Raw genomic sequence first — 25,293 nt, 5'->3', positions numbered from 1 at the left:
AACGTCGAGGCCTCCATGTCCTCGCCGTCGTCCCTGCTCCACTGGACCCGCCGCATGATCGAGATCCGCAAGCAGAATCCTGCCTTCGGACTGGGGTCCTACACCGAACTCCAGTCGTCCAACCCGGGCGTTCTCGCCTTCCTGCGCGAGTACGAGGACGACCTGGTGCTGTGCGTGCACAACTTCTCCCGCTTCGCCCAGCCGACCGAGCTGGACCTGCGCGAGTTCGACGGGAGGCATCCGGTCGAGCTCTTCGGCGGGGTGCGCTTCCCGGCCATCGGCGAACTGCCCTACCTGCTCACCCTCACCGGACACGGCTTCTACTGGTTCCGACTCGCCCGAGTCGCACCCCGCACCGGCCGACAACTGTGAGCGTGCGCCGAGGAAAGGACGCGTCACCATGCCGAAGACCGCATATCTCCACCCGATCACTGCCGACGGCATCCAGCCGATGGCATCGCTCGGCGGACTGTTGCGGGAGTGGCTGCCGCGGCAGCGCTGGTTCGCCGGCAAGGACCGGCCCCTGACCGACCTCCGGCTGCTGTCCATGACCGAGCTGTTCCCGGGCTGTCTGCATCTGCTCGTCCAGACCGGCCAGAGCGGGGTCCCCGCACCCGGCGGCGCCACCCCGGCCGACGACTGCTACCAGTTGCTGCTGGGCATCCAGGAACACCTCTCGCCCCGGCTCGGCCGGGCGCTGATCGGCCGGGCGGACTTCGGTCCGCTGGCCGGCCTGGCGGTCTACGACGCCCTCCAGGACCCCCGTTCGACGCATCTGCTCCTGGAGCGGCTGCGTCACCCCGGGACCCTGGGGCCGCTGCGGTTCGAGTCCGACGCGTCCGTGCCGGTGCCCGCCGGGCTGCCGCCGCGGCTGCTGGACGCCGAGCAGTCCAACTCGTCGGTGGTGTACGGCGACGCGTTCATCCTGAAGCTGTTCCGGCGCATCCAGCCCGGGATCAATCCCGATCTGGAGGTGCCGGTCGCGCTGGCCGGTCAGGGCTGCGGGCGGGTGCCCGCGCCCGTGGCCTGGTTCCGCACCACGCATCCGCAGGAGGCGACGCTCGGGGTGCTCCAGCCGTTCCTGCCCGGCGCCTCCGACGGCTGGGCGCTCGCCCTGCGCGCGCTCGCCACCGGCGACACCTTCACGGCGGAGGCCCACGAGCTGGGCCGGGCGATGGCGGAGGTGCACCTGGCGCTGGCCTCCGCCCTGCCGTCCTGCGCCCACACCGACAACGACGTGACGGCGGCCGCGATGACCGAGCGGCTGGAAGCGGCCGCGCACCACGTCCCGGCCCTGCGGCCGTTCGTCGGCGCCCTGCGCACCGCGTTCACCGCGCTCGCCACCTGCGACCCCGGCCCGCCGGTCCAGCGCATCCACGGCGACCTGCACCTGGGGCAGGTGCTGCACGCCGGACGCGAGTGGTTCGTCATCGACTTCGAGGGCGAACCGTCGCGTCCGCTGGCGGAACGGCGCAGCGCGCACTCCCCGGTGCGCGACATCGCGGGCATGCTGCGTTCCTTCGACTACGCCGCCCGTCAGCGCCACCCCTGGCGCCCGGAGTGGGCCCGGCGCTGCCGTGAGGCCTTCTGCGCGGGCTACGCCGACCGGGCGGGCTGGGACCCGCGCAAGAAACACGCCCTGCTGCGCGCCTACGAGACGGACAGGGCCGTCTACGAAGTCCTGTACGAGGCCCGGCACCGCCCGGACTGGATGCCCGTACCTATGGCGGCGATCGAGCGTCTCGCCGTGAGAGGAGCCTGACACCGTGGCACTGCGAGAGACCTCGCCCCCCGAGTCGGCCGGACCCGTTCCGCCGACCGCCCTCACCCTGGATCCGCAGGAGCGCCTGCGCCTGCTGTCGGGGGCGCACCACGACCCGCACGCGCTGCTCGGCGCCCATCCGGTGACGGGCGGAGTCCTCTTCCGGGTGCTGCGTCCGTTCGCACGCTCGGTCACCGTCGTGGCGGACGGCACGCGCGGCGCCCTGGTCTCGGAGGGCGACGGCCTCTTCTCCGCCGTACTGCCGTTCGACGCGATCCCGCAGTACACGCTGCTGGTGGCGTACGACGACGCGGAGTACGAGGTCCACGACCCCTATCGCTTCCTGCCGTCGCTGGCCGACTTCGACCTGCACCTGATCCGGGAGGGCCGGCACGAGCAGTTGTGGAAGGCGCTCGGCGCCGAGCCGATGACGCACCAGGGCGTGGCCGGCACCCGCTTCACCGTCTGGGCGCCGAACGCCCTCGGGGTGCGGGTGGCCGGGGACTTCACCTTCTGGGACGGCACCCAGTTCCCGATGCGCTCCCTCGGCGCGGCCGGGGTGTGGGAGCTGTTCCTGCCGGGCATCGGCGAGGGCGCGCGGTACAAGTTCGAGATCACCTCCCGGCACGGGGACCGGTTCCTCAAGGCCGACCCGATGGCGCGCCGCACGGAGGTGCCGCCCGACACCGCGTCGATCGTGACCGCCTCGCACTACGAGTGGGGCGACGCCGACTGGCTGGCGCACCGCGGGGACACCCCGGTGCACGAGGCGCCGTTCTCCGTCTACGAGGTGCACCTGCCGTCCTGGCGGTCGGGGGCGACGTACCGCGAGCTGGCCGAGGAGCTCCCGGCGTACGTGAAGGACCTGGGCTTCACGCATGTGGAGCTGATGCCGGTGGCCGAGCACCCGTTCGGCGGCTCCTGGGGCTACCAGGTCACCGGTTTCTACGCGCCGACGTCCCGGCTCGGCTCGCCGGACGACTTCCGGTACCTGGTGGACGCGCTGCACCGGGCCGGCATCGGCGTGATCATGGACTGGGTGCCGGCGCACTTCCCGAAGGACGACTGGGCGCTGGCCCGGTTCGACGGGGAGCCGCTGTACGAACCCGGGGACTGGCGGCGCGCGGAGCATCCGGACTGGGGAACCTACGAGTTCGACTACGCGCGGATCGAGGTCCGCAACTTCCTGGTCGCCAACGCGGTGTACTGGTGCGAGGAGTTCCACATCGACGGGCTGCGGGTGGACGCGGTCGCCTCGATGCTCTACCTCGACTACTCCCGTGACTCCGGCCAGTGGGAGCCCAATGTCTTCGGCGGCAACGAGGACCTGGCCGCGAAGGCGTTCCTCCAGGAGATGAACGCGACCGTCTACCGGCGGGTGCCGGGCGTCGTCACCATCGCGGAGGAGTCCACCGCCTGGGACGGGGTGACCCGGCCCACCGACGGCGGCGGTCTCGGCTTCGGGCTGAAGTGGAACATGGGGTGGATGCACGACTCGCTGGAGTACATCGGCCACGAGCCGGTGCACCGCAAGTACCACCACAACGAGATGACCTTCTCGATGGTGTACGCCTACAGCGAGAACTACGTCCTGCCCATCTCGCACGACGAGGTGGTGCACGGCAAGCAGGCGCTGGTGGCGAAGATGCCCGGCGACTGGTGGCAGCAGCGCGCCAACCACCGCGCCTACCTCGGCTTCATGTGGGCCCATCCCGGCAAGCAACTGCTGTTCATGGGGCAGGAGTTCGCCCAGGGCGGGGAGTGGTCGCAGGAACACGGCCCGGACTGGTGGCTGCTGGACCCGGCCTATGCGGCGCAGGGCGACCACCGTGGGGTGCGCGACCTGGTGCGCGATCTCAACACCGTCTACCGGGACACCCCCGCGCTCTGGCAGCGCGACACCCGGCCCGAGGGCTTCCGGTGGGTGGTCGGGGACGCCGCCGACGACAACGTGTTCGCGTTCCTGCGGTTCGCCGCGGACGGCAGCCCGCTGCTGGCCGTGTGCAACTTCTCCCCCGTCGTCCGGCACGACTACGAGCTGTGGGTCCCGGACGCGGTCGACACCTGGCAGGAGACCCTCAACACCGACGCGGCGTGCTACGGCGGCAGCGACGTCACCCACCCCGAACCGGTCAAGCGGCTGGACGGCCGGATCACGCTCACACTGCCGCCGCTGGCGACGGTCTGGCTGACGCCCGAACGGTGAGAACCGGGCGGGTCCGGTTTGCCGGACCCCGGATTCAAACGGGGGCCGGTCCGGTCCGCCGTGTGGAAATGATCACGGCTCGATTACTTCTCCATTCCCGGCCCCATCCGGTCTCTCCTGGGCTAGATTCGACCACCGTCGATAACAGTTCTCATAGGCGGAGTCACTCCCCGTACACCCCAGGAGCCAGCGCATGCGCGACTTCGCCTTCGCTCCCCCGGCCAGACCGTCCGTGACCGGGGGACTCGCCGACACCGTCTTCGAGACGGCCGCGCGCAACCCCGCCCTGCCGCTGCTCGCCCGCCGCCAGGGCACCTCCGGGACCGCCTCCTGGCAGGAGGTGACGGCCGTCGAGGTCCGGGACGCGGTGGTCGACCTGGCCAAGGGACTGATCGCGTCCGGGATCTCACCGGGCGCCCGCGTGGCCGTCATGGCGCGGACCCGCTACGAGTGGACGGTCCTCAGTCTCGCGCTGTGGACGGTCGGCGCCGAGGTGGTGCCGATCCATCCCACCTCCTCCCGCGACCAGGTCGAATGGATGCTGCGCGACTCGGGCTGCGTGGGTGTCGCGGTCGAGGACGAGCAGAGCGTGATGACGGTGGGCTCGGTGTGCGCGGGGCTTCCCAGGCTGCGGCACGTCTGGCAGTTGGACGCGGGCGCGCTCGAACAGCTCGTGGAGCGGGGCGAGTTCATCCCTATCACCACGGTCGACTCGCTGCGCCGTATCGTCATGCCGGACTCCACGGCGGTCGTCGCCTACACCTCCGGCACCTCGGGACACCCGATGGGCTGCGCGCTGAGCCACCGCAGTCTGGCGAGCCCCTGCGACACCCTGCTCCAGGGCTGGGGCCACACGGCGGCGCAGGCCGGGGAACAGGCGGCCGTCCTGGCCTTCCTGCCGTTCTCCCACGTGTACGGCCTCATGATCCAGGGCCTGTGTCTGCGCGGCGGCCTGCTCATGGGCCATGAGCCCGACCTCAGCGAGGAGTCCCTGGCGTCGGCGCTGCTCTCGTTCCGGCCCACGTACTTCTACGCCGTACCGTCGGTCTTCGAGAAGCTGTACAAGACGTTCCTGCGCACGGCCCAGCAGTCGGGCCGGGGACCGCTGTTCGAGCGGGCCGCCGAGACGGCGCGGGACTTCGCCGCGGCGAACGAGCGGCAGCGGCTGGGCCGGGGCTCGGGTCCCGGCCTCGACCTGCGGCTCCAGCACGCCCTGTACGAGCGGACGATCTACCGCAGGCTGCGCGGCGCGCTGGGCGGCCGGGTCATCCGCGCCACCTCCGGCGGCTCACCGCTCAGCCGCGAACTCTCCCTCTTCTACGAGGGCATCGGCATCTACGTGCACGACGGCTACGGGCTGACCGAGACCGCCGGCGGCATCACCATGCAGCCGCTGGGCCGGGAGAAGTCGGGGACGGTCGGGCAGGCGCTGCCCGGCACGGACATCCGGGTCGCCGAGGACGGCGAGATCCTGGTGCACGGGCCGTCGGTCTTCCAGGGATACGTCAACGACGAGGCGGCCACCCGAGCGGCGCTGCGCGGCGGCTGGCTGGCCACCGGCGACCTCGGGCACCTGGACCACGAGGGCTACCTCACCATCACCGGCCGCAAGAAGGACATCATCGTCACCAGCGGCGGCAACAGTGTGGCCCCGGCCCCGCTGGAGCAGCGGCTGCGGATGCATCCGCTGGTCCACCAGGCGGTGATCGTGGGCGACAACCGGCCCTGCGTGGGCGCGCTCATCACCCTGGACCCGGACTATCTGGCGCACTGGCGGGCGGCCCTGACCCTCCAGGGCGACACGCCCAACCGGGAGGCGCGGGAGGAGAACGCGCTGCGGGAGGAGATCGGGCGTGCCGTGGCCGCCGCCAACAGCGCGGTGTCCCGGGCCGAGTCCATCCGGGTGTTCCGGCTGCTCCCGGACCAGTTCGACCAGTCCAACGGGTTGCTGACCCCGTCGATGAAGCTGCGCCGGGACGCGATCGTCCAGCACTACGCGCAGGAGATCGAGGCGATGTACCAGTCGCGCTCGCGCGTCCCGCGGCAGCCCACCGCGGAGGAGGTACTGGGCTGGGACGACGCGGACAACATGTTCCGATAGCAGGCGGCGGCCCCGGTCAGCGCCGGCGGCCGCGGCTCGCCCAGGCGGTGCCCACCCCCGCGAGGTGCAGGCTCAGGGCGGTCAGCCCGAGCAGCATGACGTTGGTCGATGTGAAGACGTCGTTGGTGGAGATGTCCGCGGCATTGATCAGGAACGCGATGAACAGCAGGACCGCCGCAACGATGGCAAGCACGGGTTCTCCTCTTGTCAGGTCTGTGTCTTTCCGTGGCGTCCTGGTTCCCCGGAAACGCCGGGACAGCCGTCCCGGCCGCGATTTCCCTGTGTCGCGCAGCGTCGGCTCCGCCCCCGTACGCTCCGTGACCGGAGGTGGACCCGGTGTGTCCGGTGGGCGGGCCGGGGAAGGATCACCCATACGGCCCCCGCCTCGGACGCGTACGCCGCGCACCCCCGGGAACTCGCAGAGGTGACGACGCGAGAGACGTGTGAGAAGGGACGAGGGCCCTGCCGACGTCAGGGTCGAAGAGAGGCGAGATGGCAGCCGAGCAGCGTGGGGACGACACACTGGCTTCCCAGGACATCGAGAGCCGCACCGTCGGCTTCACCGGCGCGCCCGCGGACGTGACCGGTGCGCGGCTGGCCGCGGAGGACTTCCTGCGTGCCCTGGCCGGTGTCTCACCGCCCGCGGCGCCGGAGTACTGGCACGACATCGTGCTGATCGTCACGGAGCTGGCCGCCAACGCCGTCCAGTACGCGCCGGGCCCGTTCGAGCTGCGGCTGCGCCGTACGTTCGACGGCGTGCACGTCACCCTGCACGACACCAGCGCCACCCCGCCGACGCCCCGCCCCTTCAACCCCGGCACCGGCGGCGGCGGGATCGGCTGGCACCTGGTCCACGCGCTGTGCACCCAGGTCAGCGTGGTGGCCGCCGACCGGGGCAAGGACGTGCACGTCTTCCTCCCCTGGTGAGACACCGGGGGTGAATCACCGGGGTGAGACACCTGAGGCCGGAGACCGGAGGTCGGACACCGCACCGGGTGCGGGGCGGTGTCCGGGTCAGTCCGTCGCGGTCCTGGGCACGGCGAGCCGCTCGTAGTGCTCCCCCACGGTCGCCAGGTACCGCGCGTCCCTCGTCTCGCTGTCGATGCGGAACCGCGGCGCCGCCTTGACCGCGCCCGCCGTGCAGGCCAGCGAGACCCTGCGGGCCCTCGGATCGATCCCGGTGACCAGACCCGCCGGGACGACGGCGCTCCTGCCGAACAGCCAGACACCGCTGTCGACGACCAGGTGCCGCATACCGTGGGGGTCGGCCTGGCGCGTCACTTGCCCGACCGTGCCGTCTCTCGCGACGACGGCGTAGCCCGTCAGATCCTGCCCCTCGACGTGACCGCTGTCCGGTGCGTACGTCCAGATTCTGCCTGTGGCCACACTGCTCCTCCCTCTTCCTCCCGGGCCTGTGCTGCCCCGCGGGCGGCCGACGGTCGCCCGCCTGTCCCACACAGCACCAAATACCCTTTCCCCGCACGCGCATTCGGGTCTGGCGGGATCGTGCGGGCGGTCGTGGGGTCAGCGGAGGTCGAGGCAGGCGCGCGTGACGGTGCCGTGCTCGCCGGTGTGGGTGCGCACCAGGTCCGCCAGCCGGTGTACGAGGAGCAGTCCGCGTCCCCCGATCTGCTCGGGGCGTGCGGGGCGGCGGCCCGCCAGCGGGTCGGTGAGCCGGCCGGAGTCGCGCACCTCGCACACGATCCGGCCGCCCTCGGCCCACAGCCTGAACGTGCCCTCGCCGCCCCCGTGCACCACGCTGTTGGTCGTCAACTCCGCGACCACGAGGGCCAGATCCGGCAATCGGGCGGCGCTCATGCCCCGGCTTCGCGCCTCGTGCACTGCGGTGTCCCGGGTGTCCGGCAGCCCCGCGGCGTCGAAGCGGACGACGACCGTGCGCGGCGGGGGCGGCAGCGGGAGGTTGCAGCGCTCCAGCACGCCCTGCGGGTCGTAGGCCCGGCTGACGGTCGTGCGCCCCGCGTCGACGACGAGCGGGTGCGTGGCGTGCGCGTCGGCGAGTGTGCCGGCGGACAGGGCGCGGGCGTCGTAGGGGCACAGGATCGTCACGGGCCGCCCCTGGAAGGCCGCGTTGATCAGCGCCTCGTGCTGGACGCAGGCCGGATACTCCTCGGCGGTCCGACCGGGCCAGATCGGCTCCCCGACGATCCGTGCCCGGCGGTCGCCCGCGACGGCGTCCGCGAACGCCCGCAGCACCGTCGGGATGATGCGGCCGGGGTTGCGGCCGGCGGCGGTCATGTCGGTGAAGCGCACCTCGGCGGCGCGCGCGCCGAGCGTGTCCCGGATCAGTTCGAGCCGACGCGCAGGGACGGCGACGGCCACCGGCTCCCCCGCCGCGAGGCCTTCGAGGACGAAGGACACGATCCCCGCCCGGTACTCGTCGTCACCGCGGTAGAGGAAGGCCGGGTGGACGAACGACTCCCCTGGTCTTTGCGCACGCCCGACCTGCACCACCCGCACACCCGCCTTCCGCATCCCGTCCCCCAGCGTACGTCGTCGTCCTGACGTACTGTCGGGACCGCCGGGTCCCGCGTGACGGACCCGTCGCCGCGGCCGGCCGGGCCCAAACGGCGCATTTCGGTCATGCCTTCGAGGTGCGCCATTTTCTTTTGCCTCCCCCTGACATGAGTTGGCGGAGCCGGGGCAGTCGACCCCTGTCAGCAACTCGTACGACGAACGGAGTGGGCGGCATGAATGCCGTGACGGCAGTGGAACAAACGGTCACGGACGGCCTTCGGGGCGGCCTGCCGTTCATCGACAGCCCCTCACAGGTCAGCCCGAAGGACGCGCGCGAGCTCTCCCGTCGGTTCTTCGACCGGATCGCGACCCTGGAGGAGGGCACGCCCGAGCACCAGTACGTGCGCAACACGCTGATCGAGATGAACCTCTCCCTGGTGCGCTACGCCGCCTCCCGTTTCCGCAGCCGCGGGGACTCGATGGAGGACATCGTCCAGGTCGGGACGATCGGTCTGATCAAGGCCATCGACCGGTTCGAGCTGTCCCGCGAGGTCGAGTTCACCTCGTTCGCCGTCCCGTACATCGTCGGTGAGATCAAGCGCTTCTTCCGCGACACCAGTTGGGCCGTGCACGTGCCCCGCCGCCTCCAGGAGGCCCGGGTCGAGCTGGCCAAGGCCACCGAGGAACTCCAGACCCGGCTGGACCGGATGCCGACCACGCGCGAGCTGTCGCAGCTCATGTCGCTGTCGGAGGAAGAGGTCATCGAGGCCCGCAAGGCGGCCAACTGCTACACCTCCTCCTCCCTCGACGCCGCCCTGACCTCGGACGGCGGCGCGGACGGCGAGTCCGTGCTGGCCGACTTCATCGGCGAGGAGGAACCGGCCCTCGAACTGGTGGAGAACTTCCACTCCCTGGCGCCCCTGATCGCCGAACTCGACGACCGGGAACGGCTGATCATCCATATGCGCTTCGTGGAGGAGCGCACGCAGGCGGACATCGGCAAGGAGCTCGGCATCTCGCAGATGCACGTGTCGCGCCTGATCACCCGTATGGTCCGCCGGCTGCGCGCCGGACTGCTGGGCCCCGAGATCGCCTGACATCCCTGTGCCCGGCGTCGCCGCCCGAGGGCGGTGACGCCGGGCACAGCCTTGTGCGGGGGCCTGCGCCCCCGCATCACAGACCAGGACCGGACCAGGTCGTCCGCACGCGTGGAGGCAGTCGTGATACGAGCCCGCAACCCCCTGTCCGTCGACGTCACCGTGCCCAGGGAGGACATCGCCCTGGTCGCGGTCGAGGGCCATCTGGACCTCGACACCGCGACCGAGTTCCAGCATCAGCTGGCCAACCAGTTGCACCACGGCCGCCGGCACTTCCTGCTCGACCTCTCCGCGGTTCCGTTCATGGACTCGTCCGGCATGAACATCGTCCTGCGGGTGTACCAGGAGGCACGCGGGGTGTCGGGGAGCGTGCACGTGATCGCCCCCACCCCGGCCGTACGGCGGATCCTGGACCTCACCGGCGTCAGCATCACGGTCCCCGTCTCCGAGACCGTCGAGGACGCCCTCGCGCTCGTCGACGCGGTGCCGGAGGCCACACCGGACCGACGGACCTGACGGGCCGCGCGCCCCGCCGGGCAGGACCCGGCCACGAGCGGTCCGAGGACGGCCGGCCGCCGCCGGTCGTCGCCCACCGCGACAGACACGAGGAGTGAAACAGGTGCCGGAGCACGAAGCGGAAGCACGGCAGGGGTCACCGGCCCGGGAGGTCGGGGTCTTCCTGCGCCGCCGCCGCGAGCAGATCGCACAGCGGTGGGCCGACGAGCCCCTGTTCCGCGCGGTGTTCACCGTCTCGCGGGACGAGGCGGTCGAGGCGGGGCGGACGGTGGCCGACGCGCTGGCCGAAGTCGCCACCGCGGAACGGGTGGTGGACCCCGAGGCCGCCGGATTCACCTTGGTGCGGGAGCAGTTGGCCCGGATGGCGGCCTCGCGCGCCCGTGCCGGACTCGGCACCGCACAGGTGTCGAGGGAGGTCGACGCACTGCGGCCGCCGGTCGTGGACCTCCTGGTCGCCGACCTCGCCGACGCGCCGGCCGGACGGCTGCGCGAGTGCGAGTCGGCGCTGACCGTGCTGCTCGGCACCCTGCGGCTGGTCGTGCTGGAGACGGCGCTGAGCGAGGGCGAGGCCCTCATCGACCGGCAGCGGCTGCAACTGCTGGAGGTGGCCACGCCCGTCATCAAACTGTGGGACGGCATCGTGGCCGTACCGCTCATCGGCACGCTCGACAGCGCCCGCAGCCAGGTGGTGATGGAGACGCTGCTGGAAGCCGTCGTCGACCAGCAGGCGCGGTACGCGATCCTGGACATCACCGGTGTGCCGACGGTCGACTCCCTGGTGGCCCAGCATCTGATGAAGACGGTCGCGGCGGCCCGGCTGATGGGCGCCGAGTGCGTGGTCTCCGGCATCCGTCCCGCGATCGCGCAGACCATCGTCCACCTCGGTCTGGACCTGGGCACGGTGGTCACCCGGGCGAGCCTGGCCGACGCCCTGGCGCACGCCCTGCACCGGCTGGGCGCGGACATCGTGCACGCCTCATCGGGCGGTGCGGGGTCGCGGTGACCGACGAGTTCTCCCGCCCGCCCGTGGCACCCGTGCCGGTGCTCCGGCTCGGTGACGTCCTCCTGGTCACCCTCCAGGGGGATCTGCACGACAGCACGGCCGAGCAGCTCCAGCAGGACATCACGGAACGGATCGGCAGCAGCGGGGCGACGGGCGTCGTCATCGACATCTCCGGCATCGAGATCGTGGACTCCTTCCTCGGCCGGGTGCTGGCCGAGATCGCGGCGAAGGCAGGGCTGCTGGCGGCCAGGACCGTGGTCGCGGGCATGCGGCCGGCGGTCGCGATCACCCTGGTGGAGATGGGGCTGACGCTGCCGGGGCTGCGCACGGCCCTGAACACCGAGGCGGCCCTGCATCTGCTCGGCGACCCGGCGCGCTCCGGCAGCGCCGTCCCGCGACCCGGGAGACGGTGATGGAGGCGGCCGCGGGCGTCGACGCCCGCCTGCCGATCCGTTCCGATCTGGACCTGGTGTGGGTGCGCCAGCATGTGCGCCAGGCCGCCGCCCGGCTCGGCTTCGGTCTGGTGGAACAGACCAAGCTGGTCACCGCGGCGAGCGAACTGGCCCGCAACACGCTCGTCTACGGCGGCGGCGGGCAGCTGACGACGACCCGGGTGGCCCACGGCCGGGCGCAGGGACTGCGGCTGGCCTTCAGCGACCGGGGCCCGGGGATCGCGGACCTGGAACAGGCCCTGCGGGACGGCTACACCTCCGGCGACGGACTGGGGATGGGCCTCGGCGGCGCGCGCCGCCTGGTGCACCAGTTCGCCATCGACAGCACCCCGGGTGTCGGTACCACCGTCACGGTGACGTCCTGGGCGGGCCGGCCGCCCCGCCCGGGCCACCCGCGCGAGGAGTGGTGATGGCACGACTGTGGGACGTACCGGTGCACGACTCGACCCGGGTGCGCGACGCCAGGGTCGCCGCCGAGGAGGCCGCGGCGCTCGCCGGGCTGGACGAACGGCGCAAGGCCGCGGCCGCTCTGGTGGCCAGCGAGCTGGCCACCAACCTGCTCAAGCACGCCGGCGGCGGGCAGCTCCTCGTCGACCTGGTCGCGCCGGCCACGGTCGGCGAGGGCCGGGACGGTCACGACGTCGTGCAGATCGCCGCCGTCGACCACGGCCCGGGCATGCCCGACGTCGGGGCCGCCCTGCGCGACGGGTTCTCGACGGCCGACTCGCTCGGCGCGGGCCTGGGCACCTGTGTGCGCCTCGCCGACGACTTCGGCCTGCACAGCGCCCCGGGCCGGGGCACGGTCGCCCTGGCCCGGATCGGCACCACCTCCGGCAGGGCCGGGCGCGCCGCCGCGGCGCCCGACGGCGCGCAGCGGTGCACGGCACGGGCCGGCGGGGTCAACATCCCGTTCGCCGGGGCCGCTTACTCGGGGGACACCTGGGCATGGGTCCGGGCGGGCGACCGGCTCACCCTGATGCTGGCCGACGGGCTCGGACACGGGCCGCAGGCGGCCCACGCGTCGACGGCGGCGGCGCAGGTGCTCGCCCACTCGGCGCATCTCTCCCCCGCCGAACTCCTGCGCCTGCTGGACACCGGACTGCGCGGCACCCGCGGCGCGGCCGTCGCGCTGGCCCAGCTCGACGCGGACACCGGCCGGCTGACGTTCGCCGGCATCGGGAACATCGGGGCGCGGCTGCGGGAGGGCGACACCTGGCGGCATCTGCTGTCCCGGCCCGGCATCGTCGGCGTCCACCGCCCCGCGACCCTGCCCGAGACCCGGCTGCCGTGGGGCCCGGACCGGCTGCTGGTGCTGCACAGCGACGGGCTGCCCAGCCGGTGGGTCCCGCCGTCCGACCCCGGCCTGCTGCTGGCCGACCCGGCGGTCGTGGCCGCCGTGACCGTCCGCGACGCCGGCAGCGCCGCCCGCCCGGTCAGGGACGACACCGCCGTCGCCGTACTGGCGCCGAACCCGCCGGAGGGCCCATGACACGGGTCTGGCCGGTCGCGACCGTCACCGACGCGGCGCGGGCCCGGATCGCCACGGCCCGGATCGCCGCCGCGCTCGGCGTGCCCGTCCTGGAGCGCACCCGGCTGGTCACGGCGCTCAGCGCCCGGCTGCGCCAGTGCCTCACCAAGGGCGGCAGCTGGCGGCTCACGCTGGAGGCGTCCGCGGCGCCGGGCGGGGAGCGGTCGCTGCACGCCCTGGTGCGTCCCCGGGAGGACGGCGAGCCGACCTGGCGGATGGCGGTGCGCTGCACCGAGGAGGCCCGGACGGCGGGCCCGGACACCGTGGCCGACGGCCCCGAACTCCTGGCGGAGGCCCTGCTCGGCGCCGACGAGGACACCGCTCTCGTACTGGGCAGGCTCGCGGACGAGGAGGAGCTGGTCGCCTACCACCGCGAGGAGCTGCACCAGACGAACCAGGGCGTGCTCGCGCTGCACGGCGAACTGGACGCCGCCGGACGGGCCCAGCGCGAGGCGTTCGCCGCCGAACGCGCGGCGCATCGGGAGGCGGAACGCGCCCGGCGCAGGCTGACCTTCCTGGCCGACGCGAGTGCGGTGCTGACGGCGTCGCTGAACCACGACGAAATCGTGCGCAGACTGCCCGGGCTGCTGGTGCCCGAGTACGCCCGCAGCGTCGACGTATGGCTGTTCGACGCCGAGGACGAGCAACGGCTCCCGGGCCCGCCCCGGACCGAGGACGGCGCGCCGGCGGCCGGGGTGGGCGGTCGCGGCCGGCCCGGGGCGCGGCCGGCCGCCGCCGTGCTCGCGGCCCGCACCGGCCAGCCGCAGTACGCCGCCGGGCACCCCGGCGGACTGCCCGGCGTCGACGACCAGCCGCCGTCGGCGCTGGACCCGGCCCGGCCGCTGCTGTGCATCCCGCTGCCCACCCGGCACACACCCCTCGGCGTGCTGACGCTGTCCCCGCCGGGCGAACGCTGGGACCCCGACGACGCGGTCATGCTGGTCGAGCTCACCCGGCGGGCCAGCACCGCCATCGACAACGCCCGGCGTTTCGAGCACAACCGGGACATCGCCGAGACCCTTCAGCGCGCCCTGCTCACCGACCTGCCCCGCACCCCGGGCCTGCACCTGGCGGCCCGCTATCTGCCGGCCACGTACGGGCTGAACATCGGCGGGGACTGGTACGACGCCTTCCGTCAGCCCGACGGGAGCCTGATCACGGTGATCGGCGACGTGACCGGGCACGGGCTGCACGCGGCCGTCATGATGAGCCAGCTGCGTACCGCGCTGCGCGCGTACGCCGTCGACGGCGGCAGCCCGGGCGAGTTGCTGACCCGGCTGCACGTACTGCTGCGTCATCTGCAACCCGATCTGTACGCCACCGCGGTCATCGCCCGTTTCCACCCGGACGACCCGACGGTGACCTGGGCGGCCGCCGGTCACCCGCCGCCGGTGCTGCGGACCGCCGACGGAGGTGTCCGGATCCTCGACGCCAAACCGGGCGCGATGCTCGGCATCCCGCTGGAGCAGCGGATCGCCGACCACACGCTACGGCTGTCCCCCGGCTGCACGCTGGCGCTGTACACGGACGGTCTGGTGGAGCGCCGGGCCCAGGGGATCGACTCGGGCATCGAGCGGCTGGCGGCCGCGCTCGGCGGGTTCCGCCCGGCGGAGCTGGACACGGACCTGGAGGGTGCGGCGGACCGGATGCTGCGTCCACTGCTCGACGACTCCCCGCGCGAGGACGACGTGTGTCTGCTGCTGTGCCACATCGACGGCCGGACCGACCGGACCGACCGGACCGGCCCGACCCGGCAGCCGGGCCCACCGCTGTCCTGACCGCGCGGCGGCCCGCCCCGAAGTCCAAAAAGTCCGTAAAGGTCCCAGGGGTGTACGGCAGCTGGGCTCGTGGAACCCGTGGAACCCGTGGGAGCGCGGGCGCGTCCCGGCTCCCCACGCGCCCTGGCCGTCGAGCAGGCAGACTGAAGATCTGTTCGCTCGCCCGCGCGCCGCACCCGGCCGACGGGGGCGCGGTGGGATCGAGAGGTGCGAAGCAGCGCCCGGTGGGCACGCGAATGGTGCCGAGGCAGACCGCCTGGAGCCGCAGAAGGGATGAACCATCGTGACACGACCCAGGATCCTGGTGGTGGGCGCGGGCTTCGCCGGAGTGGGATGCGTACGACGCCTGGAGCGCAAACTGTCCCCGGGCGAGGCCGACATCACTCTGGTGACGCCGTACTCCTACCAGCTCTATCTGCCCCTGCTGCCTCAGGTCGCCTCCGGCGTGCTGACACCCCAGTCGATCGCCCTGTCCCTGCGGCGCAGCAAGAAGTACCGCACCCGGATCATCCCGGGCGGCGCCATCGGCGTGGACCTCAAGGCCAAGGTCTGCGTCATCCGCACCATCACCGACAAGATCGTCGACGAGCGGTACGACTACATCGTGCTGGCCCCGGGCAGCGTCACCCGCACCTTCAACATCCCCGGGCTCGTCGATCACGCGTACGGCATGAAGACCCTGGCGGAGGCCGCGTACCTCCGTGACCACGTCATCTCGCAGCTGGACCTCGCCGACGCCAGCGACGACCCGGCGGAGCGCGCTTCCCGGCTTCAGTTCGTGGTGGTCGGCGGCGGCTACGCGGGCACCGAGACCGCCGCCTGTCTGCAACGCCTGACGCACGGCGCCGTCCGGCGCTATCCGCGGCTGGACCCGAGCCTGATCAAGTGGCATCTGATCGACATCGCGCCGAAGCTGATGCCCGAGCTGGGCGACAAGCTCGGCCGCACCGCCCAGGAGATCCTGGCCCGGCGCGGCATCGAGGTCTCCCTGGGCGTCTCGATCGACAAGGCCGCCGCCGAGGAGGTCACCTTCACCGACGGCCGCGTGGTGCCCACCCACACCCTGATCTGGACCGCCGGGGTGGTCGCCAGTCCGCTCATCGCCACACTCGGCGCGGAGACGGTCCGCGGGCGGCTCGCGGTGAACGCGGAGATGCATCTGCCCGGCGAGGACGGAGTGTTCGCGCTCGGTGACGCCGCCGCCGTACCCGACCGGGCCAAGGGCGACGACGCGGTCTGCCCGCCGACCGCGCAGCACGCCATGCGGCAGGGCCGGCACGTCGCCGACAACGTCATCGCGACACTGCACAACCAGCCGCTGACCCCGTACGTCCACCGGGATCTCGGGCTGGTCGTCGACCTCGGCGGCACGGACGCCGTCTCCAAGCCGCTGGGCATCGAGCTGCGCGGACTGGCCGCCCAGGCGGTCGCGCGCGGCTACCACTGGTCGGCGCTGCGCACCAACGTCGCCAAGGCGCGGGTGCTGACCAACTGGACGCTCAACGCGCTCGCCGGCGACGATTTCGTCCGTACCGGGTTCCAGTCCCGCAGGCCGGCCAAGCTGAAGGACTTCGAGTACCCCGACCACTATCTGACCCCCGACGAGGTGCGGGCCCACGTGGCCCGGACGGATTCGCCGAAGCGGTGACTCGGCACGCCGCGTCCGGCGCACGCGCTGGCCGTGGGGCGAAAGAGGGCGCGGCGGGAGCGGGCCCGGCGACGTGAGTGCGGTGGGACGGGCCCGGGCCCGGCTGCGGGACCACCTCGCGGCATCCGATCCCGGGCTGCTGCGGCTGACCGCCGGGCTGCGGACCGTGGGGTCCGTGGCCCTGACCCTCGCCGTGCTCGCCTCGCTGGGGGCCGACGTGCCCCATCTGGTGGCGGGGGCCATCACGGCGATGGTCGCCACCTTCGCCGTCAGGGAGAAGCAGCGCGACCGGCAGGCGCTCACGCTGGCCCTGGGTCTGCCGGTGGCCCTGGCCTCGCTGACCCTGGGTGCGGTGCTGAACTCCCGGGTGGTCCTGGGTGACCTGGTCTTCGTGCTGGTCATCTTCGGCGCCGTCTACGGCCGTCGGTTCGGCGACCGCGGCACGGCGCTCGGACTGATCGCCTTCCAGATCTACTTCGTCTCCCTGTTCGTCGGCGCCACCGTGCCCGCACTGCCCATGTTGTACGGCGTCCTGGGCGTGGCGTTCCTGTGCAGTGCCGTGGTCCGGTTCGTGGTGGTGCCTCAGACGCCCGAGGGCGTGCTGGACCGGCTGCGCCAGGCGTTCCGGGCCCGGCTCGCCCAGCTGGTGGCCGCGCAGACCGAACTGCTGGACGCTGGCCCCGACGACGTGCAGAAGGCGCTGGAGCACGTACGCGCCGGCACCGCGCGCCTGCACGAGACGGCGCTGATGATCCAGGGCCGGCTGGAGGACGGCACCTCCGACCCGTCGGTGGCCCGGCTGCTGCAACGCCGGATCGCGGACGCCGAGGTGACCGCCGAGCGGCTGGGGGTGCTGGTGCTGACCGCGCGCAGTACCGAGCGGGCGACCACCCTCACCCTGCACCTGTCCGGCGCGCCGCTGCCGTCGGGCGGTCATCTGCCGGTGCGGGACGAGGCGACGGACACGCTGCGGCGGGACCTGGCGGCGCTGCGCCTGCTCGTGCTGCGCCCGGTCGCCGAGAACCGGGGCACCGCGTCGGCCGTGATGCGCAACCGGCTCCTGGGCTACCGGGAGGAGGAGAACCTGCCGCCCGCCTCGCCGGCCGTCCGGGACGTCTTCCGGGGCGTCGGGGAGGCCGCGCGGGCGGTGCTGGGCCTGCGGATCGCCCTCGACGGGCCGCAGGACGACACGGACGACAGTCCCTCGACGGCCCGCTCCCGCGAGGAGCTGGACGCCGAGGACGCCGCGATCGCCGGTGCCGAGGAGCAGGACCAGGAGACGAGCACGCTCACCGGGCTGGACCGGCCCACCACGCGCACGGCCGTGCAGGTCTCCGTGGGCTCCGCGCTGGCCATGGTCGGCGGCGAGTTCCTCTCCGCCCAGCGCTGGTACTGGGCGGTGCTGACCTGCTGGATCGTGTTCATCAACACGGCGTCGACCGGCGAGATCCTGGTCAAGGGCTCCCGTCGGCTCGTGGGCACGGTGCTGGGCGTGTGCGCCGGTATCGCCCTGGCGGGACTCGTCGGCCACCACACCTGGACGGCGTTCGCGCTGGTGTTGCTGTGTCTCTTCGCGATGTTCTACACGGCTCCGCTGTCGTACACGCTGATGTCGTTCTTCGTGACCGCGGCGCTGGGGCTGCTGTACACCCTGCTGCACACCTACTCGCCGTCGGTCCTGGTGCTGCGGGTGGCGGAGACGGCGCTCGGGGCCGCGTGCGGGGTCATCGCCGCGGCGGTGGTGCTGCCGGTGCGCACGGCCCGCCGTACGGACGAACTGCTGGTCACGGTGCTGGAGCGACTCGGCGAGGTCACGGACGAGGCGGTCGCGCAGCTCAGTGGCGGGGACCCGGCCGATCTGCTGGACCGGGCGCGCGAGCTGGACCAGGCGCTGAGCGATCTGCGCGCCGCCGTGCAGCCGCTGACGCATCCGGTGACGCCGCTGCGGAACCGGCGCAACACCGCCCGCTATGTGCTCGCGCTGCTGGAGACGTGCGCGTATCACGCCCGTTCACTGGCGGCGACGGCCGAACTGCTGCCCACCCACCCGTCGATCGCGGCGGACCCGCGGCTGCGGCGGGCCGGGCGGCGTGTGGTGGACAACATCGCGGCGATCGCCGCACGGATCGCGCAGCCGGCGGACGAGGAGCCCGGCGAAGAGGTCCCGGTGCGGACCGGTCCGAGCATCGCGTCCCTGCTGGGGCCCGACGTCGGCCCGCGCTACGGCCGTGTCACCGACCGGGTGCTGCGCCATCTGCAACGGCTGGACGAGGCGGTCGTGGGCCTGGCCCGCCCGCTGCACGTCCCGGTGGTGACACCCGAGGACCAGGGCCGGCCGCGGGCGGACGCCCGGCGGTGACCACCCCGGCAACGCTCCGGGTACGGGCCCCGGCCTCGGTCCGGTCCCGAGGGGTGTGCATCAGTCCACCTCCGCGCGCGTCAGTCCACCTCCGCGCGCGTCAGTCCACCTCCGCGCGCGTCCGTCCGCCTCCGCGCGCGGCCGTCGGACCGCGCGCCGCCCGACCGGCGCCGGACCGTCAGACCCTGCGCCAGCGGGCCATGGCGAAGGAGAACACCCCGAACAGGGCGAGACCGGCGGCCACGCACCCGAGCAGCGACGGGCCCAGCGGAGTGCCGGCGAAGGCGCGCAGGCTGTCGTCGAGGCCCTTGGCACGGTCGGGGTCGTAGTCGACCGCGGCGAGTACGGCGAACACTCCGGCCGCGGCGAACACCAGCCCGCGCGCCGCGCCGCCCGCCACGCCCGTCACGTCCACCAGCCGCCGGGCGCCTCGCGACATCTCCGCGAGCTTCAGCTCGTCACGATAGGAGCGCACGACGGCGCGGGCCCCGGTCCAGACGCCCGCCACGACGATCCCGGCCCCGACCGCCGCCACCAGCCACTGCCCCGCGGGCAGGTGCAGCACCCGGGCCGTGACGTCCTTGGACTCCCGGTCGCCTGCCCCGCTGCCGCTGCCGCCCGCCCCGGCCGCGAACGCCAGCACAGAGAAGGCGACGAAGACGTAGAACACGCACCGTACGACGGCGAGCAGCCGCATGTGCGGCTTGCGACCGTCCGGCCCGACCGCGCCGAAGACCGCCTCGGACAGCCGCCACACGACCATGCCGACCACTCCGATGCCCAGCGCCCACAGCAGTACGTCGCCGAAGGGCTGGTCGGCGATCTCGGCGAGGGCGCCGCCGCGGTCGGCCTGGTGTCCGCCGTCGCCCGCGGCGATGCGCAGCGCGAGCACCCCGACCAGCAGATAGATGACGCCCTGTGCGACGAGCCCCGCCCGCGCGGCGCCCTCCGTCACCGATCCCCTCGCCACGCGCTCGACCTCGCTGCGCCCGCCGTCGGTCCTGACCGTCATGTCCGTCGCGTCCTCTGCGTCCTCAGGCCGTCCGGCCCCGACCGGGCCCGCGGCGGCTTCCGTGCCGTTCCGTCGCCTGGTCGCGCACCCGGGCGCAGCTGCGGCTGATGAGCCGCGAGACGTGCATCTGGGAGATGCCCAGTCGGTCGGCGATACGGCTCTGCGTCATGTCCTCGAAGAAGCGCATGTACAGCACGGCGCGCTCGCGTTCGGAGAGCCGGCGCAGGCCTTCCTTGGCCGCCTCGCGGTCGACCACCACGTCGTAGGAGGTGTCCGGCTCGCCCAGGGTGTCCGCGAGGCTGTGGCCGTCGTCGGCGGACGACAGCTCGGCGTCCAGGGACAGGGTGCTGAAGCTCTCCAGTGCCTCCATGCCCGCGCCGACCTCGTCCTCCGTCAGCCCGGTGTGGGCGGCGATCTCTGTGACCGAGGGCTCGGGGGTGCCGGGGTTCAGGGTGAGCTCGCGGCGCGCGACGCGCACCTTGTTGCGCAGTTCCTGGACCCGGCGGGGCACCCGCAGGGCCCACATCCGGTCGCGGAAGTGCCGTTTGACCTCACCGGTGATGGTGGGCACGGCATAGCTCTCGAACGCCCCGCGGGACGGGTCGAACCGGTCGACCGCCTTGACCAGTCCGAGGGCCGCCACCTGGCGCAGGTCCTCCAGGGACTCGCCGCGCTCGCGGAAGCGTCCGGCGATCCGGTGGGCCATGGGCAGCCAGGCCGCGACGAGCCGGTCGCGGACGTCGTCCCGCTCGGGGCCGTCCTCCAGGTCCACCAGACGACCGAACAGGCCTGCGGTGTCGGGGGTGTCGTCGTGCGGCCGCCGCGCGGGCGGGGTGAGGCGATCGCGTGCGTCGGTGCTGCCTGTCGATGCGTCGATGAGCATGCGGAATCACTCCCGAACAGATGGTTTCTGGGATGTGCCGCGGAAGGGGCCTGGCTGGGCGGCCCCAGAGCACCGGGGCCCGCACACCGCTTCCGCGGGGGCGCCTCCGGTCCGAAGCACGAACGTGCGTCTGCCCTGGCTTCCGGGGGACAAACTCGGCCTCGGGGGAAGCCGGGGCGGAAGGCACGATCGCGGGAAGAGTCAGGAGGGCGAGGGCGAGGGCGAGGGCACGGTCGCGGGGCCGGGGAGCGACCCCGGCGGAGGTCCGCCCACTTCGGCGGATCCGCCCGCTGCGCATCCTCCGCCCCCGTCAGAGGACCGGCACGACCGCGGTGATCCGTTTGCCGCCCGCGGGCAGGTCGGTCACCCGTACGTCCCGCGACAGCAGGCACACGATCGGCCAGCCTCGGCCGCCGGTGTGCCGATGCTCGCGCAGACCGGCGGAGGGGGTGAAGACCGGCAGCCGTTCGCTGCGGTCGCAGACGGAGACCCGTACGGCCCGTCCCTCCAGGTCCACGTCGACCCCCGTGACCCCACCGCCGTGCAGGATCGCGTTCGTGGTCAGTTCCGAGGCCACGAGCAGCGCGTCCGAGAGCGCGTCCTCGTCACAGGGCGAGCCCTTCTCCCGGCACCACCGGTCCACCACGCTCCGTACGGCGATGCGGACGTCGGCCGGGCACCAGGGTCGCCGGCCGTCGAAGTCGGTCCGGGTGCGCGAGTCGTCCGGGCCCCGGACGGGATCTGTGGTGTGTCCGGTCGGCGGCTTCGCACACATGGTGGCGCTCCCTGAGTGATCGCGTCTTCACGGCCCCGGCCAGGGCTCGCGGGCGACCCGCGCCCGAGCTCCGTCCGGCCGCGGCGCCCGTCGGAGAGGACCTGGGGGCGCCCGGACCGGGCACCCGCTCTCGCGCCGCCCGGAATCAGCGGATCCTTCTCTGTTCGCATGACCGGGAGGCAGGGCCTCAAACCTGCCGTTCCCGAGCGAAGACCCCGTCATCGACGGGCCCATCGGGGGTAGTCGGGTCCCATGACGGATGTTGTGGACTCGGACGAGCTGGTGCGCCGTATGCAGCGGGCCAGGTCCTGTGCCCAGCAGGAGGCGCGGACCTGGCAGGAGCGGTGCGGGGACCTGAGGGCGACCGATCCGGACGGGGCCCGCGAGGCGGCCGTGCGGACGCTGGCCTACGAGGCGGTGATCAGGGTGATGGACGAGATCCTCACTCCCGGCAGGCACCGCGGAGAGGACGGCAAGTGAAACCGGTCACGCAACCCGGTTTCCGGTGCATGGACCCGCGCTAGATGGTTTATCGTTCACCCATACGTGGTGACGGAGTCGACCGTACCGTCCTCCGTGTACGACCGCGTTACGGCCCTGGCTGGCTTCCCCCGTCCAGCCAGGGCTTTTTCATGCCCGGACCGGTCCGTGCCGCCCTCCCCCGGTTGAATCGCGAGGGACTGGGTAACTGCCTCTACCACCCCCACCCACGCGTCGGGCCGACGAGCACCGGTGCCCACCCCGCCGAGGTGCCCCCGCCGTCGGCAGCGGCTGAAATGGGGCGTAGAGCTCCGGGGAGGACACCGCCGACGGTGACGATCCGCCACGCGGCCGCTCTCCCTCCACTTCGCCGGCGAGGAGCCCCGCTCATGACCAAAGCGACAAAACTCCTGACCGCCCTGCCCCAGCCGCAGCGCGAGCGCCTGATGTCGCTCGCCCGGGAGGTCTCCTTCCCCGAGGACACCCGTATCTTCGAGTCCGGCGGCACGGCCGACCGGTTCTGGGTGATCCGCTCGGGCGCCGTCTCCCTGGACCAGCAGGTCACGACCGCGCAGCGGGTGACCGTGGCCACGCTGGGGGCGGGCGACATGCTCGGCTGGTCCTGGCTGTTCCCGCCCTATCTGTGGGACTTCGGAGCGGAGGCCTTCAGCCCCGTACGCGCCTACGAGTTCGAGGCGCAGCCCGTACGGGAGCTGTGCGACGAGGACGCCCAGCTCGGGCTGACGCTGATCCGCACGGTCGCCGAGATCCTTGCCCACCGGCTGGAGATGACCCGCACCAAACTCATGGAGCAGTACGCGGTGCGCCGACGCAGCGCCCTGTAGCCCACAGCGATCCCGCGCCCCCGTGGCGCCGCGGGGGGGGCGGAGCGTCAGACGCGGTAGCGGCGCAGGGCGGGTACCGCGGCCGCCAGGCCCAGCATCAGCACGACGACCAGCAGACCGCCGCCCGCGACGGCCGCGCGGGGGCCGAACGCCGCACCGGCCGTACCGTGCAGCACATCGGCGACACGCGGTCCGCCCGCGACCACGACCGTGAAGACGCCCTGCATCCGGCCGCGCATCTCGTCGGTGGCCGCGGACAGCAGGATCGCCCCGCGGAAGACCATGGAGACCATGTCGGCGACCCCGGCGGCCGCCAGGAACACCACCGCGAACCACAGGTTGCGGCTCAGCCCGAAGCCCGTGATGGCCGCGCCCCAGGCGACGACCGAGCCGATCACCATCCAGCCGTGCCGGCGGGCCCGGGAGAACGCGCCGGAGAACAGCCCGCCGGCCACCGCGCCGACGGGGATCGCCGCGAACAGCAGACCGAGCGCGAGACCTTCGCCCCAGGGCGCGAAGGTCTCCGCGGCGAGCTGCGGGAAGAGGGCGCGGGGCATGCCGAAGACCATCGCGATGATGTCGGCCAGGAAGGACAGCAGCAGCACCTTGTGCGCGGAGAGGTAGCGGAAGCCGGCCGCGATCTCGCGCACCCCCGCACGGCGTGCCACGGCGGCGAGCGGCGGCAGCGCGGGCAGCCGCAGGACCGCCCACACCGTGACGCACAGCGCCACCGCGTCGACGAGATACAGCTCGGGCAGACCGATGATCGGGATCAGGACGCCCGCCAGCAGCGGTCCGACCACCTGCCCGGTCTGCATCACGGTCGAGCCGAGGGCGTTCGCGGCGGGCAGCTCGTCCGCCGGGACCAGCCGGGCGATGGAGGCGTTGCGGGCCGGGGCGTTGAGCCCCCAGAACGCCTGCTGCACGGCCAGCAGGACCATGAGCGCGGCCACCGAGTCGAGTCCGACGGCGGCCTGGACCCAGAACAGCAGCGAGGTGACGGCTATGCCGACGTTGGTGATCAGCAGCAGCTTGCGGCGGTCCACCGTGTCGGCGACCGCGCCGCCCCACAGCGCGAACACGATCAGCGGCAGCAGGCCGGCGAGGCTGGCGGCCCCGACCCAGGCCGAGGAGCCGGTGATGTCGTAGATCTGCTTGGGCACTGCGACCGCGGTGAGCTGGCTGCCGACCGACGTGACGATCGTCGACGACCACAGCCTGCGGTAGGCCGGGCGGCGCAGGGGGCGGGTGTCCATGGCCCAGCGGCGCCAGCCGCGCCGGGGCGGCGCCGGAGCGGCGGTGGGTGACTCGGTACTGCTCTCGCTGGTGTCCACGGGCTTCCTGGTTGCTCGATACATCTTTCTGGCCGGGGATCACTATCGCAGCACCGGCTGTGCCCTCGGGACACGCGATCCCGGGTTCTGGGACACGGGGCGGGTACCGGACCGGGACGTGCTCACGAGCACCGGGGTCGGGGCGCCGGGCGCCCCGGGCCCGACTCCGGATCAGAGCGCCGCCAGCCGGGCCGCCACGCTGTCCAGCAGCATCTCCAGCGCGGTCGGGTAGGCGCTGTCGACCATGCGGGCCGCCAGCAGCGGCGCAGCCTCCGCGATCCGGGGGTGGGTGGCGGCCGGCAGATGTGCGTAGGTCGAGCGCCACCTGCCCTCGTCGGCGCGCAGCGCGGCCCGCGGCAGGGCCAGCGAGGCCGCGTCGAGGGCCGCGAAGGCGAGGGTCTGGTCGATGAAGGCGTGGTAGACGCGGACCGTGTCCGGCAGCGGGAAGCCGGCGGTGCGCAGGATGTCCAGCACGGCTTCGTCGGCGGCCAGTTCATGGGTGCGGCCGGTGACCCGGCTCGCGGTGAGCAGGGCCGCCTGCGGATGGGCGACGTACGCCGCGTGGATGCGCAGCCCGACGGCGTGCAGGTCCGTCCGCCACTGCCCGGTGGGCCGCCAGCCCCGCAGGGCCTGCCCGATGAGGGCGTCGCCGATGGCCAGGGTCAGGTCGTCCATGCCCCGGAAGTACCGGTAGAGCGTGCTCGGGTCGCAGTCCAGGGCCAGGCCGAGGCGGCGGGCGGTGAGTCCGGTGCTGCCGTGCTCGGCCAGCATCCGCAGCGCCGTGTCGACGATCAGCTGCTCGGAGAGCACGGTGCCGCTCCTGGTGGGCCGGCGTCGGCGCCGCTTGTCCTCGGGCACCACCGGTTTGGGCATCTCCGCCTCCTCGACCGCTGTCCTGCACGACCGCTCTTATGCCAACGCCATTGACCTTACGACGACGGGAAGCGTTTTATCACCCCCGGGGCCCCTTACGTCTTTCGTTCACCCGACTCGACCGAGTGCACCGATTCGTCGCGTCGCCATGTCGCCGAGTCACCGA

24 protein-coding genes are annotated in these 25,293 nt (G+C 72.9%); 16 read left to right on the top strand and 8 right to left on the bottom strand.

Annotated elements, in window-relative coordinates; all coding sequences use genetic code 11:
- The 4 genes from FNH09_RS13840 to FNH09_RS13825 all read left to right on the top strand — a co-directional run.
- On the top strand, positions 1-372 hold a 372-nt coding region (locus FNH09_RS13840), incomplete at its 5' end, for an alpha-glucosidase C-terminal domain-containing protein (protein WP_152887614.1).
- A gap of 28 nt (positions 373-400) precedes the next feature.
- The gene (locus FNH09_RS13835; RefSeq protein ID WP_152887612.1) at positions 401-1,762 is read left to right on the top strand and encodes a maltokinase N-terminal cap-like domain-containing protein; all 1,362 of its coding nucleotides are present in this window, start codon (positions 401-403) and stop codon (positions 1,760-1,762) included.
- Positions 1,763-1,766: 4 nt separating this feature from the next.
- Positions 1,767-3,968, top strand: coding sequence for a 1,4-alpha-glucan branching enzyme (glgB, locus tag FNH09_RS13830; protein ID WP_162468549.1), 2,202 nt, complete (start codon positions 1,767-1,769; stop codon positions 3,966-3,968).
- A gap of 193 nt (positions 3,969-4,161) precedes the next feature.
- Positions 4,162-6,069, top strand: coding sequence for an AMP-dependent synthetase/ligase (locus FNH09_RS13825; protein ID WP_152887610.1), 1,908 nt, complete (start codon positions 4,162-4,164; stop codon positions 6,067-6,069).
- A 16-nt stretch (positions 6,070-6,085) separates the two neighbouring features.
- On the opposite strand, the gene FNH09_RS47650 is transcribed toward FNH09_RS13825, so the two are convergent.
- Positions 6,086-6,262: a hypothetical protein gene (locus tag FNH09_RS47650; protein ID WP_338017563.1), complete on the bottom strand. Its 177-nt coding sequence runs from the start codon at positions 6,260-6,262 to the stop codon at positions 6,086-6,088.
- A 299-nt stretch (positions 6,263-6,561) separates the two neighbouring features.
- Here FNH09_RS47650 and FNH09_RS13815 point away from each other — a divergent pair, with 299 nt between their 5' ends.
- Positions 6,562-6,996 carry an ATP-binding protein gene (locus tag FNH09_RS13815; protein WP_152887608.1) on the top strand — a complete coding sequence of 145 codons (435 nt, stop codon included), beginning with the start codon at positions 6,562-6,564 and terminating at the stop codon, positions 6,994-6,996.
- Positions 6,997-7,083: 87 nt separating this feature from the next.
- On the opposite strand, the gene FNH09_RS13810 is transcribed toward FNH09_RS13815, so the two are convergent.
- Positions 7,084-7,455, bottom strand: a complete 372-nt coding sequence (locus FNH09_RS13810; RefSeq protein ID WP_162468548.1) for a PRC-barrel domain containing protein — start codon at positions 7,453-7,455, stop codon at positions 7,084-7,086.
- A gap of 138 nt (positions 7,456-7,593) precedes the next feature.
- Positions 7,594-8,562 carry an anti-sigma factor RsbA family regulatory protein gene (locus tag FNH09_RS13805; protein WP_152887606.1) on the bottom strand — a complete coding sequence of 323 codons (969 nt, stop codon included), beginning with the start codon at positions 8,560-8,562 and terminating at the stop codon, positions 7,594-7,596.
- A 215-nt stretch (positions 8,563-8,777) separates the two neighbouring features.
- Here FNH09_RS13805 and FNH09_RS13800 point away from each other — a divergent pair, with 215 nt between their 5' ends.
- The 9 genes from FNH09_RS13800 to FNH09_RS13760 all read left to right on the top strand — a co-directional run bounded on the left by FNH09_RS13800 (position 8,778) and on the right by FNH09_RS13760 (position 18,925).
- On the top strand, positions 8,778-9,641 hold the full coding sequence (locus FNH09_RS13800) for an RNA polymerase sigma factor SigF (protein WP_152887604.1): 864 nt from the start codon (positions 8,778-8,780) through the stop codon (positions 9,639-9,641).
- A gap of 123 nt (positions 9,642-9,764) precedes the next feature.
- A complete protein-coding gene (locus tag FNH09_RS13795; protein WP_162468547.1) occupies positions 9,765-10,157 on the top strand; it encodes an anti-sigma factor antagonist in 393 nt (130 codons plus the stop codon).
- Positions 10,158-10,260: 103 nt separating this feature from the next.
- A complete protein-coding gene (locus FNH09_RS13790; protein ID WP_162468546.1) occupies positions 10,261-11,160 on the top strand; it encodes an STAS domain-containing protein in 900 nt (299 codons plus the stop codon).
- Positions 11,157-11,573, top strand: coding sequence for an STAS domain-containing protein (locus FNH09_RS13785; protein WP_162468545.1), 417 nt, complete (start codon positions 11,157-11,159; stop codon positions 11,571-11,573). Before FNH09_RS13790 ends, FNH09_RS13785 begins: the two co-directional genes overlap by 4 nt.
- Positions 11,573-12,022 (top strand): anti-sigma regulatory factor, encoded by a 450-nt coding sequence (locus FNH09_RS13780; protein ID WP_152887602.1) that lies wholly within the window; start codon positions 11,573-11,575, stop codon positions 12,020-12,022. The genes FNH09_RS13785 and FNH09_RS13780 overlap by 1 nt, the downstream gene beginning before the upstream one ends.
- Positions 12,022-13,101, top strand: a complete 1,080-nt coding sequence (locus tag FNH09_RS13775; protein ID WP_152887600.1) for an ATP-binding SpoIIE family protein phosphatase — start codon at positions 12,022-12,024, stop codon at positions 13,099-13,101. The genes FNH09_RS13780 and FNH09_RS13775 overlap by 1 nt, the downstream gene beginning before the upstream one ends.
- A complete protein-coding gene (locus FNH09_RS13770; protein ID WP_152887598.1) occupies positions 13,098-14,918 on the top strand; it encodes a PP2C family protein-serine/threonine phosphatase in 1,821 nt (606 codons plus the stop codon). The genes FNH09_RS13775 and FNH09_RS13770 overlap by 4 nt, the downstream gene beginning before the upstream one ends.
- Positions 14,919-15,198: 280 nt before the next feature.
- On the top strand, positions 15,199-16,566 hold the full coding sequence (locus FNH09_RS13765) for an FAD-dependent oxidoreductase (RefSeq protein WP_162468550.1): 1,368 nt from the start codon (positions 15,199-15,201) through the stop codon (positions 16,564-16,566).
- 73 nt (positions 16,567-16,639) lie between these two features.
- The gene (locus tag FNH09_RS13760; protein WP_338017562.1) at positions 16,640-18,925 is read left to right on the top strand and encodes an FUSC family protein; all 2,286 of its coding nucleotides are present in this window, start codon (positions 16,640-16,642) and stop codon (positions 18,923-18,925) included.
- Positions 18,926-19,103: 178 nt separating this feature from the next.
- Here the strand turns inward: FNH09_RS13760 and FNH09_RS13755 are convergent, their stop codons facing one another.
- From FNH09_RS13755 to FNH09_RS13745, 3 genes are all read right to left on the bottom strand, one after another.
- On the bottom strand, positions 19,104-19,937 hold the full coding sequence (locus FNH09_RS13755) for a DUF1206 domain-containing protein (RefSeq protein WP_152887596.1): 834 nt from the start codon (positions 19,935-19,937) through the stop codon (positions 19,104-19,106).
- Positions 19,938-19,959: 22 nt separating this feature from the next.
- Entirely contained in the window at positions 19,960-20,820 is an 861-nt protein-coding gene (locus FNH09_RS13750; RefSeq protein ID WP_152887595.1) for a SigB/SigF/SigG family RNA polymerase sigma factor, read from the bottom strand.
- Positions 20,821-21,130: 310 nt separating this feature from the next.
- A complete protein-coding gene (locus FNH09_RS13745) occupies positions 21,131-21,595 on the bottom strand; it encodes an ATP-binding protein (RefSeq protein ID WP_152887593.1) in 465 nt (154 codons plus the stop codon).
- Between the two features lie 252 nt (positions 21,596-21,847).
- Between FNH09_RS13745 and FNH09_RS13740 the strand changes: the two genes are divergently transcribed.
- Both FNH09_RS13740 and FNH09_RS13735 read left to right on the top strand, forming a co-directional pair.
- Positions 21,848-22,075, top strand: a complete 228-nt coding sequence (locus FNH09_RS13740; protein WP_152887591.1) for a hypothetical protein — start codon at positions 21,848-21,850, stop codon at positions 22,073-22,075.
- A 389-nt stretch (positions 22,076-22,464) separates the two neighbouring features.
- Positions 22,465-22,920 (top strand): cyclic nucleotide-binding domain-containing protein, encoded by a 456-nt coding sequence (locus tag FNH09_RS13735; protein ID WP_152887589.1) that lies wholly within the window; start codon positions 22,465-22,467, stop codon positions 22,918-22,920.
- A 47-nt stretch (positions 22,921-22,967) separates the two neighbouring features.
- On the opposite strand, the gene FNH09_RS13730 is transcribed toward FNH09_RS13735, so the two are convergent.
- Together FNH09_RS13730 and FNH09_RS13725 are read right to left on the bottom strand one after the other, a co-directional pair.
- A complete protein-coding gene (locus tag FNH09_RS13730; protein ID WP_162468544.1) occupies positions 22,968-24,254 on the bottom strand; it encodes an MFS transporter in 1,287 nt (428 codons plus the stop codon).
- A gap of 171 nt (positions 24,255-24,425) precedes the next feature.
- Positions 24,426-25,127, bottom strand: a complete 702-nt coding sequence (locus FNH09_RS13725; protein ID WP_152887584.1) for a TetR/AcrR family transcriptional regulator — start codon at positions 25,125-25,127, stop codon at positions 24,426-24,428.
- Positions 25,128-25,293: the final 166 nt, after the last annotated feature.

Source organism: Streptomyces adustus (assembly GCF_009377175.1).
GTDB lineage: Bacteria > Actinomycetota > Actinomycetes > Streptomycetales > Streptomycetaceae > Streptomyces > Streptomyces adustus.
Note: the sequence above shows the minus strand (reverse complement) of the source record. Positions and strands in the feature narration are given on the sequence as shown.